The sequence below is a fragment of the Kutzneria kofuensis genome (assembly GCF_014203355.1).
GTDB classification, from domain to species: domain Bacteria; phylum Actinomycetota; class Actinomycetes; order Mycobacteriales; family Pseudonocardiaceae; genus Kutzneria; species Kutzneria kofuensis.
Genome location: NZ_JACHIR010000001.1, coordinates 7,744,020 through 7,760,047, shown reverse-complemented (window position 1 = coordinate 7,760,047; position 16,028 = coordinate 7,744,020). Strand labels below are relative to the sequence as shown.

General features: G+C 70.2%; 15 protein-coding genes. 12 read left to right on the top strand and 3 right to left on the bottom strand.

Annotated features, from left to right (window positions below; all coding sequences use genetic code 11):
• Complete coding sequence (locus BJ998_RS35430; protein ID WP_184867654.1) at positions 1–699, bottom strand: phosphoadenylyl-sulfate reductase; 699 nt, start codon at positions 697–699, stop codon at positions 1–3.
• Between the two features lie 363 nt (positions 700–1,062).
• Between BJ998_RS35430 and BJ998_RS35425 the strand changes: the two genes are divergently transcribed.
• Genes BJ998_RS35425 through BJ998_RS35405 form a run of 5 tightly spaced genes read left to right on the top strand, consistent with a single transcriptional unit; the run spans position 1,063 to position 7,607 of the window.
• Positions 1,063–2,289: an NAD-dependent epimerase/dehydratase family protein gene (locus BJ998_RS35425; protein ID WP_184867653.1), complete on the top strand. Its 1,227-nt coding sequence runs from the start codon at positions 1,063–1,065 to the stop codon at positions 2,287–2,289.
• Positions 2,289–3,638, top strand: a complete 1,350-nt coding sequence (locus tag BJ998_RS35420; protein ID WP_184867652.1) for an HlyD family secretion protein — start codon at positions 2,289–2,291, stop codon at positions 3,636–3,638. Before BJ998_RS35425 ends, BJ998_RS35420 begins: the two co-directional genes overlap by 1 nt.
• Positions 3,635–5,605: a glycosyltransferase family 2 protein gene (locus BJ998_RS35415; RefSeq protein WP_184867651.1), complete on the top strand. Its 1,971-nt coding sequence runs from the start codon at positions 3,635–3,637 to the stop codon at positions 5,603–5,605. Before BJ998_RS35420 ends, BJ998_RS35415 begins: the two co-directional genes overlap by 4 nt.
• Positions 5,602–7,098, top strand: coding sequence for a glucoamylase family protein (locus BJ998_RS35410; protein ID WP_184867650.1), 1,497 nt, complete (start codon positions 5,602–5,604; stop codon positions 7,096–7,098). The genes BJ998_RS35415 and BJ998_RS35410 overlap by 4 nt, the downstream gene beginning before the upstream one ends.
• 17 nt (positions 7,099–7,115) lie before the next feature.
• Positions 7,116–7,607, top strand: a complete 492-nt coding sequence (locus tag BJ998_RS35405; protein ID WP_184867649.1) for a DUF6924 domain-containing protein — start codon at positions 7,116–7,118, stop codon at positions 7,605–7,607.
• Here the strand turns inward: BJ998_RS35405 and BJ998_RS35400 are convergent.
• Complete coding sequence (locus tag BJ998_RS35400; protein ID WP_184867648.1) at positions 7,592–8,197, bottom strand: RraA family protein; 606 nt, start codon at positions 8,195–8,197, stop codon at positions 7,592–7,594. The genes BJ998_RS35405 and BJ998_RS35400 overlap by 16 nt on opposite strands.
• Positions 8,198–8,249: 52 nt before the next feature.
• Positions 8,250–9,209 carry an aldo/keto reductase gene (locus BJ998_RS35395; RefSeq protein WP_184867647.1) on the bottom strand — a complete coding sequence of 320 codons (960 nt, stop codon included), beginning with the start codon at positions 9,207–9,209 and terminating at the stop codon, positions 8,250–8,252.
• A 74-nt stretch (positions 9,210–9,283) separates the two neighbouring features.
• On the opposite strand from BJ998_RS35395, the gene BJ998_RS35390 reads away from it, so the two are divergent.
• The 7 genes from BJ998_RS35390 to BJ998_RS35360 all read left to right on the top strand — a co-directional run bounded on the left by BJ998_RS35390 (position 9,284) and on the right by BJ998_RS35360 (position 16,020).
• Positions 9,284–9,970, top strand: a complete 687-nt coding sequence (locus tag BJ998_RS35390; RefSeq protein WP_184867646.1) for a FadR/GntR family transcriptional regulator — start codon at positions 9,284–9,286, stop codon at positions 9,968–9,970.
• Complete coding sequence (locus BJ998_RS35385; RefSeq protein ID WP_184867645.1) at positions 9,967–10,794, top strand: creatininase family protein; 828 nt, start codon at positions 9,967–9,969, stop codon at positions 10,792–10,794. Before BJ998_RS35390 ends, BJ998_RS35385 begins: the two co-directional genes overlap by 4 nt.
• On the top strand, positions 10,791–11,642 hold the full coding sequence (locus BJ998_RS35380; RefSeq protein WP_184867644.1) for an ABC transporter substrate-binding protein: 852 nt from the start codon (positions 10,791–10,793) through the stop codon (positions 11,640–11,642). Before BJ998_RS35385 ends, BJ998_RS35380 begins: the two co-directional genes overlap by 4 nt.
• 4 nt (positions 11,643–11,646) lie before the next feature.
• Positions 11,647–12,387 carry an amino acid ABC transporter permease gene (locus BJ998_RS35375; protein WP_184867643.1) on the top strand — a complete coding sequence of 247 codons (741 nt, stop codon included), beginning with the start codon at positions 11,647–11,649 and terminating at the stop codon, positions 12,385–12,387.
• Positions 12,384–13,148, top strand: coding sequence for an amino acid ABC transporter ATP-binding protein (locus BJ998_RS35370; RefSeq protein WP_281393032.1), 765 nt, complete (start codon positions 12,384–12,386; stop codon positions 13,146–13,148). The genes BJ998_RS35375 and BJ998_RS35370 overlap by 4 nt, the downstream gene beginning before the upstream one ends.
• Positions 13,148–14,107 carry a CE1 family esterase gene (locus tag BJ998_RS48790; protein WP_184867642.1) on the top strand — a complete coding sequence of 320 codons (960 nt, stop codon included), beginning with the start codon at positions 13,148–13,150 and terminating at the stop codon, positions 14,105–14,107. The genes BJ998_RS35370 and BJ998_RS48790 overlap by 1 nt, the downstream gene beginning before the upstream one ends.
• Positions 14,108–14,475: 368 nt before the next feature.
• Positions 14,476–16,020, top strand: coding sequence for an ArnT family glycosyltransferase (locus BJ998_RS35360; protein ID WP_184867641.1), 1,545 nt, complete (start codon positions 14,476–14,478; stop codon positions 16,018–16,020).
• Positions 16,021–16,028 lie beyond the last annotated feature (8 nt).

Here is a 16,028-nt window from a genome sequence, read left to right as displayed (position 1 = left end):
TCAGAGGTGCAGGCCGCACTCGGTCTTCGCGCGGCCGGTCCAGCGACCGCTGCGCGGGTCCGCGCCGGGGTCGACCCGGGTGGTGCACGGGCGGCAGCCGACGGACAGGTAGCCGTCGGCGAGCAGCGGATTCAGCAGAACTCCCTGCCGTACGGCGTATTCCGCCACGTCGTCCGCGGTCCACCCGGCGAGCGGGCTGACCTTCACCTTGCCGCGCCGGTCGTCCCAGCCGATGACGGGCGTGTCCGCCCTGGTCGGCGACTCGTCCCGGCGCACGCCGGTGAGCCAGGCGTCGTAGTGCTCCAGCGCCGCGTCGAGCGGCGCGATCTTGCGCAGGGCACAGCACTTGTCGGGGTCGCGGGCGTACAGCCCCGGCCCGTACCAGAGGTCCTGCTCCGCCACGGTCTGCTCGGGGGAGACCGTGACCAGCGTGATCGGGTATGTCGCGGCCACCGCGTCCCGGGTGCCGATGGTCTCGGGAAAGTGGTAGCCGGTGTCCAGGAACAACACGTGCACGCCGGGCGCGTGGCGGGCGGCCAGGTCGACGAGCACGGTGTCGGCCATCGAGGAGGCCACCGCGAGCCGGTCGCCGAACGTGCCTCCGGCCCACCTCAGGATCTCCTCGGCGGTGGCGTCACGCAGTTCGGCGGCGGCCCGGTCGGCGATGCGCCGGAGTTCGGCGCGCGGGCGAGCGTCCATGAGGGTCCTCCTCCAGGGGAGCGGACCAATTTGTTAGGAAACTTTCCTTACCGTGCGGCGGAGCGTAGGCCCGTCCGGCGCGAGCAGTCAACCCCCGCCATTGGGGTGACATCTCCAGGTCAGACCCTGAAATCGTTTCCATACGCGAGGCCGAAGACGAGCGGCACTCGGGGACCGGAAGCTTGACGAGGTCCACGTATGCGAATAGTCTCCGACTCCGAGTTAAGAAGGTTTCCTAATAACTCGCACCTGGCCGGCGGACCCTGAAGCTCTCTCGCCGACGTCCTCCCCGCCTGCGCGGCCCCCTGCCCTCGTCGCGTCATGGCGGTCCCTGAACAGAACTCCAAGGGGTGTGCATCTCGCATGCGTGTACTTGTTCTGGGCGGAGACGGATTCTGCGGCTGGCCCACTGCGCTGCACCTGTCCGACCACGGCCACGACGTGACCATTCTCGACAACCTCAGCAGACGAGCCATCGACCTGGAACTGGAGGTCGAGTCGCTGACCCCGGTCCGGGCGCTCGGCGAGCGGTTGCGGGTCTGGCGGCAGGTTTCCGGACGGGACATCGGGTTCGTCCGTCTGGACCTCGCCACCGAGTACGACCGGTTGGTGTCGGTGTTGACCAGGCTTCGGCCCGATGCCGTGGTGCACTTCGCCGAACAACGGGCGGCGCCGTACTCGATGCGGTCCACCGGCTCGAAGCGTTACACCGTGGACAACAACGTGCGGGCGACTCACAACCTGCTGACCGCGCTGGTCGCGACCGGCGGCGAGACCGCGCTGGTGCACCTGGGCACGATGGGCGTGTACGGCTACGGCTGGTCCGGCTCGGCTCCCATCCCCGAGGGCTACCTCACCGTCAAGGTGCCCACCCCCGACGGCGACCTGGAGCGCGAGATCCTGCACCCGGCCAACCCCGGCTCCGTCTACCACCTGACGAAGACGTTGGACCAGCTCATGTTCGCGTTCTACGCGCACAACGACGGGCTGCGGATCACCGACCTGCACCAGGGCATCGTGTGGGGCACGCAGACCCCGCAGACCGCCCGCGACGAGCGGCTGGTCAACCGCTTCGACTACGACGGCGACTTCGGCACCGTGCTGAACCGGTTCCTGATGCAGGCCGCCATCGGCCACCCGCTGACCGTGCACGGCACCGGCGGGCAGACGCGGGCGTTCATCCACATCCGGGACACCGTGCGCTGCATAGAGATAGCGCTTTCCAACCCGCCGGAGCCCGGCGCCAAGCCCACCGTGTTCAACCAGATCACCGAGACGCACCGGGTGCGCGACCTGGCCGAACTGGTCAGCGCGATGACCGGTGTCGAGGTGGCGAACCTGCCCAATCCACGGCAGGAGGCGGTGGAGAACGACCTGGTGGTGCGCAACGACCGGTTCCTCGCGCTCGGCCTGAAGCCGACCACCCTGTCCGAGGGGCTGCTCGAGGAGTGCACGGACATCGCGGCCCGCTACTGCGACCGCGTCGACCCGTCGAAGATCGTCTGCCGGTCGGTGTGGCGCGAGGGCATGGCCGTCGCCGAGGACCTGCTGACGGACCTGCCGGTGCGGCAGCCGGTGACGGTCGACTGATGGCACGCGGCCAGGTCCGGGTCCGCGGCATGAACGCGGCAGCCGATCTCACCCCCTCCCCCGACGGGCATCACCCGACCAAGGGCAAGGAGTTCCCGCACTCGTCGGTACGTCAACTTCTGGTCGCGGTGGCGATCCTGTCCGGGGGCTCGGTCCTGGCCTACTTCACCTACGCGGACGTGTCGGCCCGAACCAGCTTCGTCGGCGCCGTGCAGCCCGAGCAGACGCTGAACCTGGACTTCACCCAGACCGGGCGGATTCAGGACGTGATGGTGCGGGCCGGCGAACACGTCAAGAAGGGGCAGCCGCTGGCCACGCAGGACCAGGCCGTGGCCAAGGCGACCCTCGCCGACGCGAAGGCGGTGCTGTCGGCGGCGCAGGCCAAGCTCACGGCGTTGCAGTCGCCGGCGTTGGCCGAGTCCACGAAGCAGAACCTCGATCTTCAGGTGGCCAAGGCGAACTCGCAGTTGGCGGGTGCGCAGAAAGCCGCCGCCGACGCAGTCGCCACGGCAGACGCCGAAGTCGCCCAGGCGCAGCAAGCCGTCACGGACGCGCAGTCGACGTACGACGCCGACAACAGGCAGCTGTCCACCTTGTGCGCCAACGGCTCCGACACCGACAAGACGTTCTGCGCGAACCTGCAGGCGCAGGTCCGCAAGGACGCCTCGGCCATCGCCACCGCCAACGCGAACCTCGTCCACACCAAGGCATCCACGGCCCAGCTGCGGGACACCGCCGCGAACGCCGTCACCTCGGCGCAGTCCACGTTGGCGCTGACCCGGAACCAACGCGCGGCCGCCGGCGAGCCGGCGTCGGCCGCGGACGTCTCGTCCGCGCAGTCCGCGGTGGCGTCCGCGCAGTCCGACGTCGACCAGGCGCAGCACGCCCTCGATCAGCTCACGCTGACCTCTCCCATCGACGGTGTGATCGCCAATGTCGGCGGCGTGCCCGGCGAACTCGACGGCACCACCGGCGTGCACGGGTTCGCCGGGCCACAGTCCATGCAGCCCGCACAGGCGCCGGCGTTCAGCCTGTTCCCGCCGGCCGCCGGCGCCGACTCGACGGCGAATCCCGGCACCGCCAACCAACATCCGCTGATCACGCTCGTCAGCTCGGAGAGCGACGCGGTCGCGCAGGTGGCCGAGGCGGCGATGCCCGGGCTCAAGCAGGGAACTCCGGCCCGTGTCACCGTGAACGCCTTGCGGCGGACCGTGGACGGCACTGTTGACCAGGTCATCCCGATGCCGATCGACCAGTCCGGCTCGGTGGAGTACGCGGTCCGGCTGACCGTGGCGCACTGGCCCGAAGGGACCACTCCCGGCATGAGCCTCAGCGTGGTCTTCCCATGATCCGCTGGGCCGGGCTCGTCCTGCTGGCGCTGAACGTCGCCTTGATCGCGGTGCTGGTCGTGCACGCCTTGCGGCGGCGGTTCGACGACTCCGACCGTGGCGTCGGCAATGTGGTGCGGTTGCCCAAGCCGCATCCGCCGTCACTGCGGCGGGTCGCCGCGTTCGTGGTGATCTGCCTCGGCGGCAGCGTCGTGCTCAACAGCGCGCGCTCCCCCGATCTGTCCACTTCGTACCGGTGGGCGATCGGCCGCGCGGTCACGTCGGTCGTGCCACTGCCGGGCGTGGTGGCCGACTACGTGTCCCACCTGCGGCCCGTGATCCCGATCAGCTTCCTCGCGTTCACGGTCGCGCTCGCGCTCTGCGTGCGGGCGAGTCCGTTGCGGCGCCTGCTGATCTTGCTGCACGCGCCGCTGGCGATCTTCGCGTCGCTCACCGCGGACACCGCGCTGGGCGTGATCGGCCTCGAGTTCCGCCTGCCACTGGGGCCTTTCCCGCTGGTCAGCATCCTGATGCACTACGCCGTCGCGTACGTGATGGCGATGCGGCTGGCGCTGACGACCTACCTGCTGCCGCGGCCGACGCAGGTGCCGATCCGACGCACCGGCGACACCTTCGACACCGTGCTGACCATCGTGTCGCTGGCGGCGGTGTCGGTGTTCGTCGCCGCCGGCGCGGCCTACGTGGTCAGCCTGATCGGCGACGACCCGGTGGCGTACACGTTCCTGCTGCTGGCGATTCCCGTCTACCTCAAGTTCGGTCTCTACATCATGTTGTCGGTCCTGCGGGTGGTCGGCCGGCGCCGGCTGCCGATGCCGGGGCCGAACCCGCCGCCGATCGACGTGATCGGGCCGGCGTTCAACGAGGAGACCAACATCGTGCGCTGGGTGCAGAGCGTCGACCGGGCCGCGGCGGCCTACGGCGGCCCGGTGCACCTGATCCTGTGCGACGACGGCTCCACCGACGACACCCGACGACTGGCCGAGGAGGCGATGGCGCGTGCGACCGCCTTACAGGGCACGGTGATCGCCGGTTCCCACACCGGCAAGGCGACCGCCCTCAACCTGGCGCTCACCCGCTGCACCGCGGACTACGTGGTGCGCCACGACACCGACTGCGAGCTGCACCCGAACGTCTTCCGCTACAGCGTCCCCTGGTTCCAGGCGGATCCGCGGATCGGGCTGGTGGGTGCGTTCATGCTGCCGAAGTTCCCGTTCCGCACGTGGGTCGACCGGATGCGCTCGCTGGAGCTGGCGGCCGGCTTCGGCCTGCCGCGACTGGCGTACGCGGTGGTCGACATGCAGCCGTGCGTGCCGGGCAACTACACGGCGGTGCGGCGCACGGCGGCGCTGGAGGTCGGTGGCTGGCCGGAGGGCATGCTCGGCGAGGACATCGACTTCACCTGCAGCCTGGCCCGGATCGGCTACCGGGCCGTCTACGACCGACGCGTCTGGGCGTACGAGGACGTGCCGGAATCCCTGGCCCAGCTGCGGTTGCAGCGGCGGCGGTGGAGCCAGGGGTCCATCTACAACTTCGCCCGGTTCGTGCCGTTCGCCGCGGGCTCCGCCGGCCCCCGGTTCTGGTTCGCCGAGTTCTTCAAGGGAGCGCGGCGGCTGGTGCAGCCGATGCAGTTCGCCGCCTACCTGTTCGCCTTGCAGGCCGCGGTGTTGCAACCCGACAACCGGCAGAACCTGTTCCATCTGCTCGCGTTTTTCGTGCTGGCCAAGCTGCCGATGCTGCTGGTGACGATCTGCGCGCTGTTCTACCGGCGGCTGTGGAAGTCCCTGCTGTGGTGGCCGCTGTTCCTCGGCTTCGTCATCGTGAAGCGGCTGGCCAACGTGGAAGCCTTGCTGCTGCTGCGAACCCGCCCGGTCCGACCCGTGTGGCGCCCTGCCCGCCGGGTCGCGCCGAATCCGGACATCACCTGGCCGGTGCTCGCACCGCGCTACCTGACGAATGGAGACGCGTGAACCGACTGCATCGCCTGCTCGTTGCAGCCGTTGCCCTCACCGCGGCGTGTGCCGCCACGACCGAACCCGTCGAGGCCGACCAGTGGCAGGCGGCCGCCGCGGACGACACGGTCGTGGTGGACCCGACCGCCCACCTGACCGACGGCCAGATCGGGTTCCTGCGTGAGGTCGCCGCCCGAACCTGGCGGCTGTTGTCCGGGCCGGGCGTGGACCCGGTGACGAGCCTGCCCTTGGCCAGCGTCCTGCTCGCGGGCGATCCGGCGAACACGGTCGAGCTCGCGCCGGCGACGCCCGACCAGCAGTACACCAACCCGTCGCTGATCGGGAACTACCTGACCGCCATCGTGGCGGCCAAGGACCTCGGCCTGGAGACGTCCGACAAGGCTCAGGCCGAAGCGGCGGCGGTGCTGGCCCAGATCCAGAAGCTGGCGAAGTACGACGGCTTCCTGTTCCGCTGGTACAGCACGACCACCGGGCAGGCCATCGAGTCGCCGCGCGGCCGTCCGATCAAGAACGGCTACGTGTCCACTGTGGACAACGGTTGGCTGGCCCAGGGCATGCTGACCGCCGCGCAAGCGTTTCCGGCGCTGGCCGGCGGCTTCCAGGCGCTGCTGGACGCGATGCGGTGGGACTTCCTGTACAACGCCACCGAGAACGTGCTGTACAACGGCTACCAGGTCGGACAGGGCTACTCCGACTCCACGTACGACAACCTCTACTCCGGGCCGCGCATCGCCGACTACCTGGCCATCGGCAGCGGCAAGGTGCCGGGCGCGCTGTGGTGGGGGCTGGCCCGCACGCCGCCGGCCGACCACCGGCAGCGCCAGGTGCCGGAGGGCCTGAACCGGACCTACACCGATCCCCAGGACGGCAAGCAGTACACCATCTTCGAGGGCCACTACGTCTACGACCGGATCAAGTTCGTGCCGACCTTCAACGGCAGCCTGTACCAGGCGCTCGCGCCGGCGATGGTGGTGCCGGAGCAGGCGATCGCGCCGCAGAGCCTCGGCATGAACAACCGGAACACCGCGCTGGCCCACGGCGCGTACGGGCAGCTCGGCGCCAGGACCCCGGTCTGGGGCTGGTCGGCGGCCACCTCGCCGACGGGCGCCCAGCGGTACACCAACTACGGAGCGACCGAGCTGGCCATCAACCAGGGCGAGGTGCCGGACGACGTGACCACGCCGTCGGCCGCGTTCCTGGCGTTGCCGATCATCCCGGAGCCGGCGTTCGCCAACATCACGCAGCTGATCGCCAAGTTCCCGCTGATCTACAACCAGTACGGGCTGCTGGACGCCGTCGAGGCGCGGACCGGCACGCTGGCGCCGCGGTTCATGGCCATCGGGCAGACGGCGATCATGATGGCGGTGGACAACGCCGTGAACCACGACCGGCTGCAGGGCTACTTCGCGGCCAGCCCGTACGCGAAGCCGCTGTTCCCGTACCTGTCCATGGAGCGGTACTCGATCCACGGGCTGGTCGGTCCGGGCTGACCGGTACGCTGCCGCCCATGGACTCCTTGGCCAGGGCGGCGGCGGAACGCGAGGAATACGACAAGGTCGTCATCCGCACGCATTTCGGGGACGACGAGGCGTGGCAGGCGGTGCTCGCGGCCGCGGCCGAGTCGTGGGGCGACGAAGAGGACCAGGACGACGAGGGCTTCGAGTCGACCACGTACCCGGTGGACGACCCGAAGCTGGCCGGCGTGTCGGCCGACCAGCTTCGGGACACACTGGCCTCGATCGACGAGTACCTGTCGGTGGTCTTCATCGCCGACGAGGAGACCATGCGGTCGCCGCACCATCCGCTGCTGGCCGTGAACCTGGACGACGAGCCGAACTTCCTGGACGAGGAGGGCTCGGTGTTCGGCCGGCAGTTCCGGATCGTGCCGCGCCATGCCTCCGGCGTGCACGTCAACCTGACGCTGGCCAACATGGACTTCACCGACTGGGCCGAGACCGCGAAGGCCGACCCGGACGGCGTCTTCTACGACTTCCCCTGATCGAGCAGCGCGTCGACCTTGGCGCGGTGGTTGGCCTCCCACTGGTCGAGGGTCTCCTCGGCCTCGCGGGCGAGGATCTGCCGCGCCTTGTCGAGCACCTCGTCGGCGCGGGCGGCCGGCACCACGACGATGCCGTCCTCGTCGGCGACGACGACGTCTCCCGAGTGGACGGTCACACCGCCGCAGGTGATCGGCTCGTTCAGCGGCTGGACGGACTTCTTGACGCCGGGGATCGGGACGACGCCGCGGGCGTGCACCGGGAAGCCGTCCGCGCGGATCTCGCCGATGTCCCGGATCACGCCGTCGAGGACAAACGCTTCGACGCCGCGCCGGTGGGCGACCGCGCACACGTTCCCGCCGGCGAGGGCGAAGTCGGTGTCGCCCGACTCCACGACGATCACCGAGCCGGGCTCCGCGCGGTAGATGGCGGCGTGCAGCATCAGGTTGTCGCCCTTGGGGCAGCGAACCGTGAACGCCGGCCCGGCGACGCGGTCGGACGGCCACAGCCGGGAGATGCCGAAGTCCATCACCTGCCGCTTGCCGAGGATGTCGGCCAGCGTGGTCGTGGGAATCGCGTGGAAGTCACCCATGGCGCGGAGCCTACCGACGGCACACCGAGCGGGTGCCCCCGAGTAGTTGGCGCTAGCCGTTGGAAATGCTGTGGGTTCCCACGATCAGCTCGGCCCGCTGCTCCGTGGTCAGGGCCAGGTCCACGGCGGCCACCATCGGCTTGAGGTGCTCCGCCGAGCGGGGCCCGACCACCGCCGCCGTCACGCCCGGATCCGTCAGCACCCACGCCAGCGCCAGCGTCGTCAGCGGCACGCCGTACCCGTCGGCGATCTCGATCAGCCGCGGCAGCGCCCCGAGAGCCCGATCCAGCGACAGATCCGTCAACTCCGGCGGCCGCAGCGCCATCCGCGACTCGGCCGCAAAGGGCTGCCCGGCCCGGTGCTTCCCGGTCAACAACCCGCCGGCCAGCGGGCTGTAGGCGGTGAACCCGACACCGGCCGCGGCACAGACCGGCCACAGGTCGGCCTGGCCGAGCCGGTCGAACAGGTTGTATCCATTCTGGACGTTCACCGGCCTGCCGGCGGCCGTCGCCGCCGACAGCTGCTCGGCGGTGACGTTGCTGACCCCGTACGCCCCGATCTTGCCCTCTTGCACCAGCTCGTCGAACGTCCCGATCGTCTCCTCGATCGGCACCGTGTCGTCGGGGCCGTGGGCCAGGTACAGCGCGACCCGCTCCACGCCGAGCCGGGACAGGCTGGCGTCGATCTGGCCGCGGATGTGCTCCCGGGACAGCCCGCTCCCGGCGTCCGTCGGCCCGCCGACCTTGGTCGTGACGGCGATGTCGTCGTAGGCCTGCCGGCTGGCCAGCCACTCCCCGATCCACTGCTCGGAGGTCCCGCCGGCGTAGGCGTTCGCGGTGTCGAACATGCAGACACCGCTCTCCCGGGCCGCGTCCATGACCTCGAACGCCGTGTCGCGGTTGTCGCCCTTGCCCCGGAACTGGGCGGGCGACCCGATGCCGCCGAAGTTGCCGCAGCCCAGGATCAGTGCCGACACCCGCGGCCCGGCCGCCCCCACCGTCTCGTAGCGCATGCCGACACCGTACCCACCCCTTGACGGCAGATTGAGCAAGTGATTTAGTCAATCGCGACCGAGAGGAGTGCCGCATGTCACAGGCGCCGCAGTCCGGCGGCCTGTCCGACCGACTGGTCGACGGCCTGCTTGAGCTGATCAGCGAGGGTGCGCTCGGCCCGGGCGACAGCCTGCCCACCGTGCGCGAACTGGCCCAGCGATTCGCCGTCACGACACCGACCATTCGGGAAGCGTTGCGCCGACTGCAGACCACCGACGCGGTCCGGATGCGACACGGCTCGGGCATCTACGTCGGCGACGGCATCCACCGGATGCTCATGCCGAACCCGAACTCCACGCCGCTCAAGGACGAGCACATCGTCCAGCTCGTCGAGGCCAGGCTGACGATCGAGCCGGGCATCGCGGCGCTGGCCGCGGCCAACCGCACCGTCGACGACCTGGAGCGGCTCGCCCGCGCGGTGGACACCGCCAAGCGGGCCGCCGAGGACAACCGGCCGAAGCTGAACTTCCACCGCGAACTGGCCGCCGCGTCCGGCAACCAGGTCCTGTTCGAGGTGGTCGACTCGCTGCTCGCGGCCCGCAGCCGGGAACAGCGGGCCCTGCGGGCGCAGATCGAGAACCGCGCCCGCGACTACGAGCAGCACGTGGCGATCTTCCTGGCCGTCGAGTCCGGCGACGTCGAGCAGGCCCGGCACCTCACCGAGCAGCACCTGCACGACCTGCGCACCACCGTCACCGATCACCTGGGGACCCACGAATGACGTACCTACCCCGCACCCACCGGCTGGCCGACCTCACGTGGCCGGAGATCGACGAGCTCCGGCCACACGCGCCGGTCGCGATCGTGCCGCTGGGCGCGACCGAGCAGCACGGCCACGGCATGGCCCAACGCACCGACACCGCCCGCGCCGAGGCCGTGGCCGACATGGTCGCCCGCCGGATGTCGCCGCAGGTCGTTGTCACGCCGACGATCCCGGTCGGCATGTCCGAGCACCACATGGCGTTCCCCGGCACGCTCACGCTGTCGCCGGTCACGCTGCAGCAGGTCGTGGTGGAGCTGGTGACCAGCCTGCACCGGCACGGCTGGCGCCGGATCTTCGTGCTGACCGGCCACGGCGGCAACAACTCCGCGGTCGACGTCGCGGTGTCCCGGCTGCGCGCCGAACTCACCGACACGCACATCGCGTGGAGCGGCGTCACCCCCGTGGTGTCCGATCTGGTCAAGGCCAACGCCGACAGCCCGGTGCGCGGCCACTCCTGCGAGATCGAGACCTCCCAGGCGCTGTACGTGGATCCGGAGCTGGTGCTGCCCGAGCGGCTCACCCGGGGCAGCGCCACCCTGGACGATCTGAACCCGGCCGGCCGGCTGGCCCGGTCGCACCCGGGCATCAACTTCCCGCAGGGCTACGACGCCCTCAGCCCGACCGGCAACCTCGGCAACCCTCGCCTGGCCACCGCCGAGCTCGGCGCATTACTGGTCGACGCCGTCGTCGACCGCATCTGCGGCTTCCTGACCGGCCTGATCGGCCTGCCGGACCGCCGCCCTGCCCCGCCACCCGCCCCCATCGCACTGGAGACCTCATGACCGCCGCCCCGACCCGACGCCGTATCGGAGTGGCCGCCGTCGCGCTCGCCGCCGGGATGTCCCTCGCGGCCTGCGGAGGCGCCGACGCCGGCTCCGACAGCAACTCGCTCGGCACCATCGACGCCGGCGCCATCTCGTTCGCGTTCCGCTCCGACGACAAGCCCGTCTCGTTCGTGGAGAACGGAAAGCCCACCGGCTTCCTGATCGAGCTGACGCAGGCCATGGCCGCGAAGATGAAGCTGACGCCGAAGTACACGGCCACCGACTTCGCGAGCATGCTGCCCAACATCCGCAACCACAAGTACGACTCGGCCGCGTTCGGCACGCTCGCGACGCCGGCCCGCAAGGAGGTCACCGACTTCACCTCCCCGGTGTCGTTCGGTGAGGCGAAGATGGTCAGCCGCAAGGACGCCGCACTGGCCACCGTGGACGCGTCGGCCGGCAGGACGATCGCGATCACCCGTGGCAGCGAGCTGATCCCGCTGCTGAAGCAGAAGGTGCCGACGGTCACCGTCAAGGAGTTCCCGAACATCGCCGCCAGCGCCAACGCGTTGACGGCCGGGCAGGTCGACGGGCTGTTCACCGGCGAGACCACGGCGCTGGACCTGGTGACCAAGCACCCGGACTACACGTCGTCGCCGTCCATCACCAGCGGCGAGACCGCGCTGCCGGTGGCCAAGGACCGGCCGGCGCTGAAGAAGGCCCTGGACGACGCGCTGAAGTCGGTGATCGACGACGGCACGTACACCAGGCTGTTCGACAAGTGGAACCCCAAGGGCGTCGCCATCCCGTCGGACATGATCGCCGCCTACCCGGGCATGCAGCAGCGTCCAGGCGCGGGGTCCTGACGTCATGGACGGACTCCAGCACGTCCTCGACACGTTCTTCGACCTGCCGCTGATCCTCGGCACCCTGCCGACGCTGCTGCGGGAGGGCCTGCTCAACACGCTGCTGCTGACCGTCCTGGCCAGCGCGATCGGCCTGGTCGTCGGCGTCTTCCTGGCCAGCGGCCTGATGTCGCGGCGCCGCGTGCTGCGGCTGCCCTGCCGCTGGTACGTGGACGTCCTGCGCGGCCTGCCGCACATCCTGTCCATCTACCTGATCGGGCAGGGCCTGCCGCTCGCCGGCCTGAACGTGTTCGGCAGCTGGACGTACGGCTACGCCGCGCTGGCGATCGGGCTGATGGAAGGCGCCTACATGGCGGAGATCTTCCGGTCCGGTTTCCAGAGCGTGGAGCGGGGCATCGTCGAAGCCGCCCGCAGCCTGGGCCTGTCCCGGGCCAGGACGATGCGGCTGATCGTGATCCCGATCGGGTTCCGGCGGGTGCTGCCGGCGCTGACCGGGCAGTTCATCCTCGTCATCAAGAGCACGTCCCTGGTGTACCTGCTGGGGCTGGCCACCGGGCAGCGGGAGATGTTCGCCATCGCCCAGGACACGTCCAGCAACAACGCCTCGCTGTCCCCGCTGGTCGCCGCCGGCCTGCTGTACCTCGTGATCACCATTCCGCTGACCTACGCCGTGAACGCGTGGGACCGGCGGATGCGTGAGGGCCGCCCCGTCGCCGCCCTGCCGCCCGTGGAGGCCGCCGCATGACCACCATGACTCCCAGCGGCATGACCCGCGCCGGCACCGCCGTCCGGTTCGAGCACATCGACAAGAGCTTCGGGCACAACCAGGTGCTGCACGACATCGTGCTGGAGGCGCCCGGGGGCGCCACCACCTGCGTCGTCGGGCCGTCCGGCTCCGGGAAGTCGACCCTGCTCAGATGCGCGAACCTGTTGGAGGTGCCCACTTCCGGCCGGATCCTGATCGGCGAGGAGGCGATCACCGATCCCGGCGCGGACGTGGACCGCATCCGCACCCGGGTGGGCATGGTGTTCCAGAACTTCCACCTGTTCCCGCACCACAGCGTGCTGGACAACGTCACCTTCGCGCAGCAGAAGGTGCTCGGCCGCTCGCGGGACGAGGCCGTCCGGGTCGCCCGGGCCCACCTGGACTCCGTCGGGCTGTCCAGGCTGGAGGACCGGCGGCCCGAGCAGCTGTCCGGCGGGCAGCAGCAGCGCGTGGCCATCGCCCGCGCGCTGGCCATGGATCCCGAGGTGATGCTGTTCGACGAGGCCACCTCGGCCCTGGACCCCGAGCTGGTGAAGGGGGTCCTCGCGGTGATGCGTGATCTCGCGGACCGCGGCATGACGATGATCGTTGTCACGCACGAGATGCGGTTCGCGCGTGAAGTGGCGCAGCAGGTGGTGTTCCTGGACCAGGGGCGCCTGCTGGAGGCCGCGCACCCCGCCGAGTTCTTCGACTCCCCCCGATCCGACCGGCTCCGGTCCTTCCTGAAGCAGGTGCTGTGATGAGATTGACGCCTCTCGCGGCCGTCGCCGCCGCGGTCGCCGCCTTCGCCGTGCCCGCAACGGCTTCCGCCTCACCGGCCGTGCGTGACTACCCCGTGCTGTCCACCGGCTGCCTCTCCCACCAGGCCCCGCCGGTCGGCGCCACCACCCACGAGACCGTCACGTCCGGTGGCCTGGAACGGGAATACCTGCTGCACCTACCGGCCGGCTACCAGCCGTTCCGCCCCACGCCGGTGGTGATGGCGTTCCACGGCCGCAAGGGCGACGGCTCCGACATCGAGGCCTTCTCCGGCATCGACAACCTGAACGCCATCGCCGTCTATCCCGTTGGCGCCAAGGGCCAGGACGACCAGCGGGCGTGGGAGAGCGCCCCCTACGCCGCCCCCGGCGTCGACGACGTCAAGTTCGTCAGCGACCTGCTCGACAAGCTTCAGTCGACCCTGTGCGTGGACCCCAACCGCATCTACGCCACCGGCAAGTCCAACGGCGCCGGCTTCGTGTCCCTGCTGGCGTGCCAGTTACCGCTGCGGATCGCCGCCTTCGGCACCATTGCCGGCGCGTTCTATCCCGGCACCACCACCGGCTGCGCCACCAGCCCGCCCGCGCCCATCGTCGACTTCCACGGCACCGCCGACCCCACCATCAAGTACGACGGTGACGTCAGCCATGGCGTCGCCACCCCCGCGCTGATGGACTGGGCCCAGAACTGGGCCGACCACAACCACTGCGCCGCGCCGCCGACCCAGACCCAGATCGGCGCCGACGTCATCCAGTTCTCGTGGAACGGCTGCGTGCAGCACGCCAACGTCACCCACTACCGGATTCTCGGCGCCGGCCACACCTGGCCCGGCGAGCTCGTGGACAGCGGTCCCGGCTCCGCCACCCAGACCATCAAGGCCACCCAGGTGATCTGGGACTTCTTCACCACCCATCCTCTGACCGGGCACCTCTCCCGCTGACCGGGTTGCTCGCCCCGCCCAGACCCCGCGGGGCGAGCATCCCTCCCGTCTTGCCTTCGGCAGTACCATGAACAGCGCACCGACCTCTCGCCGCCGACCGCCGGGCAGCCTCTAGCACTGGGGGCTCGACCATGCCGTTCGGACGGCCACTGACCGGATCCGCGCCGGATCGAACCGCGCCCATCTCCCCCGCGCCGAGCCAAGGCTCGCCGCCTGCACCAGTCCCCCACCCGCCTGTCTCCCCCGCTCCGGGCCGAGACACTTTACGCCGGCCCGACCGTCTGTCCCCCGCACTGGCGCGGTCCGCCCTGGCGGCAATCGGCGCCCTCGCCGCCGTCATCTACGCCTGGGGCATCACGGTCCGGCCGGTGCACAACTACTACGCCTCCGCGGTTCGCAGCATGGCCGGGAGCTGGCGGGCGTTCCTGTTCGGGGGGTTCGATCCGCAGGGGTCGATCAGCATCGACAAGATCCCGGGCGCGTTCTGGGTGCAGGCGTTGTCGGTGCGGGCCTTCGGATTCCACGACTGGTCGGTGGCGCTGCCGTCGGTGCTGGAAGCGGTGCTCACGATCCTGGTGCTGTACAAGGTGGTGAAGCGCTGGGCCGGCGAGGCCGCGGGGCTGCTGGCGGCGTTGGTGATGGCGTTGACGCCGATCGCGGCGGCGCTGGCGAAGTCGCAGATCTCGGACACGCTGCTGACGTTGCTGCTGGTGTTGGCGGCGGGGGCGTGGCAGCGAAGCGTGTTGGACGACAAGCCGTTGTGGCCCTGCGCGGTATGGATCGGGTTGGCGTTCCACGTGAAGATGGTGCAGGCATGGCTGGTGTTGCCGGTCTTCGCCATCGGTTACCTGTTGTTCGCGCAGCGCCGGAGGATCTGGCGGCTGGCCGCAGCCGGGGGCGTGACGCTTGCGGTGTCGTCGGTCTGGGTGGTGATCACGCTGCTGACACCGGCCGCGGACCGGCCGTACATCGATGCGACCGCGGACAACGATCCACTGAGCATGGTGCTCGGCTACAACGCGGCTCGCCGCTTCCACGGCGGCCACGGCTGGCGGGACCTGTTGTCGGAGCACACATTCCTCCAGGTCGGCTGGATGTATCCGATTTGCCTGCTCGCAATCGTGCTCGGTCTGCTGTGGACGCGCCGGCGCAGCGGATTCGCGATGTGGGGCATGTGGATGGCGGTGCACTTCGCCGCGTTCGGGTTCGGTCAGTTCCGGCACGCCTATTACGTGGTCGTGCTGGCGCCGGCCGCGGCGGCGCTGACCGGGGCCGGGCTGGTGCTGTTCTGGCGGGAACGCTCGCGGCAGCCGTGGTTGTTACCAACCGTGGTGATGGTGACCGCCGGCTGGACCCTGCTGCTCCCCCACCGGTCGCTGACCGCGGCCGTCGCGATCCTCGCCCTGCTGGCGGTGCTGGCGCTACTGGCCGCTCGCACGTCCAGGTCCGCGGCGCTGGGCGCGGTCATCGGACTGGTCGCCGTGCTGATCACGCCCGCGGCGTGGACGCTGTCCACCGATTCGTACGTGGCCAGGGCCAACGCGGCCAACCCGTCCGCCGACGCCAAGCCGCGCAAGCCACATCTGTTGTCCAAAGAGGACCGCGAACTACTGGATTTCGTCCGGCGCGGCAGCGGAAACGCCCGGTACGTGCTCGCGGTGGACGGCGCCGGCCCGGCCGCCACGCTCATCTCGCAGGCCGGGGCGAGCGTGCTGCCGATGGGCGGCTACAGCGCGAAGACACCGTTCCCGACGGCCGAGCAGTTCCGGTCGCTCATCCACACCGGCCAGCTCCGCTACGTGCAGGGCAAGGTCACGAAGCCGGCGAAGACCGTGCCGCAGGCGAACGTCGACTGGGCCGCCGAGCACTGCGAGGAAGTGCGCGCGCACCTGTACGACTGTGCAGGAAAGTAAGTCGGAGA

Bases quoted from the DNA above. Each gene is read 5' to 3' on its own strand.
- BJ998_RS35375 (WP_184867643.1), top strand. From the start codon at position 11,647: ATGGACGGACTCCAGCACGTCCTCGACACGTTCTTCGACCTGCCGCTG.
- BJ998_RS35370 (WP_281393032.1), top strand. From the start codon at position 12,384: ATGACCACCATGACTCCCAGCGGCATGACCCGCGCCGGCACCGCCGTC.
- BJ998_RS35390 (WP_184867646.1), top strand. From the start codon at position 9,284: ATGTCACAGGCGCCGCAGTCCGGCGGCCTGTCCGACCGACTGGTCGAC.
- BJ998_RS35385 (WP_184867645.1), top strand. From the start codon at position 9,967: ATGACGTACCTACCCCGCACCCACCGGCTGGCCGACCTCACGTGGCCG.
- BJ998_RS48790 (WP_184867642.1), top strand. From the start codon at position 13,148: ATGAGATTGACGCCTCTCGCGGCCGTCGCCGCCGCGGTCGCCGCCTTC.
- BJ998_RS35430 (WP_184867654.1), bottom strand. From the start codon at position 699: ATGGACGCTCGCCCGCGCGCCGAACTCCGGCGCATCGCCGACCGGGCC.
- BJ998_RS35395 (WP_184867647.1), bottom strand. From the start codon at position 9,209: ATGCGCTACGAGACGGTGGGGGCGGCCGGGCCGCGGGTGTCGGCACTG.
- BJ998_RS35415 (WP_184867651.1), top strand. From the start codon at position 3,635: ATGATCCGCTGGGCCGGGCTCGTCCTGCTGGCGCTGAACGTCGCCTTG.
- BJ998_RS35380 (WP_184867644.1), top strand. From the start codon at position 10,791: ATGACCGCCGCCCCGACCCGACGCCGTATCGGAGTGGCCGCCGTCGCG.
- BJ998_RS35425 (WP_184867653.1), top strand. From the start codon at position 1,063: ATGCGTGTACTTGTTCTGGGCGGAGACGGATTCTGCGGCTGGCCCACT.
- BJ998_RS35405 (WP_184867649.1), top strand. From the start codon at position 7,116: ATGGACTCCTTGGCCAGGGCGGCGGCGGAACGCGAGGAATACGACAAG.
- BJ998_RS35400 (WP_184867648.1), bottom strand. From the start codon at position 8,197: ATGGGTGACTTCCACGCGATTCCCACGACCACGCTGGCCGACATCCTC.
- BJ998_RS35420 (WP_184867652.1), top strand. From the start codon at position 2,289: ATGGCACGCGGCCAGGTCCGGGTCCGCGGCATGAACGCGGCAGCCGAT.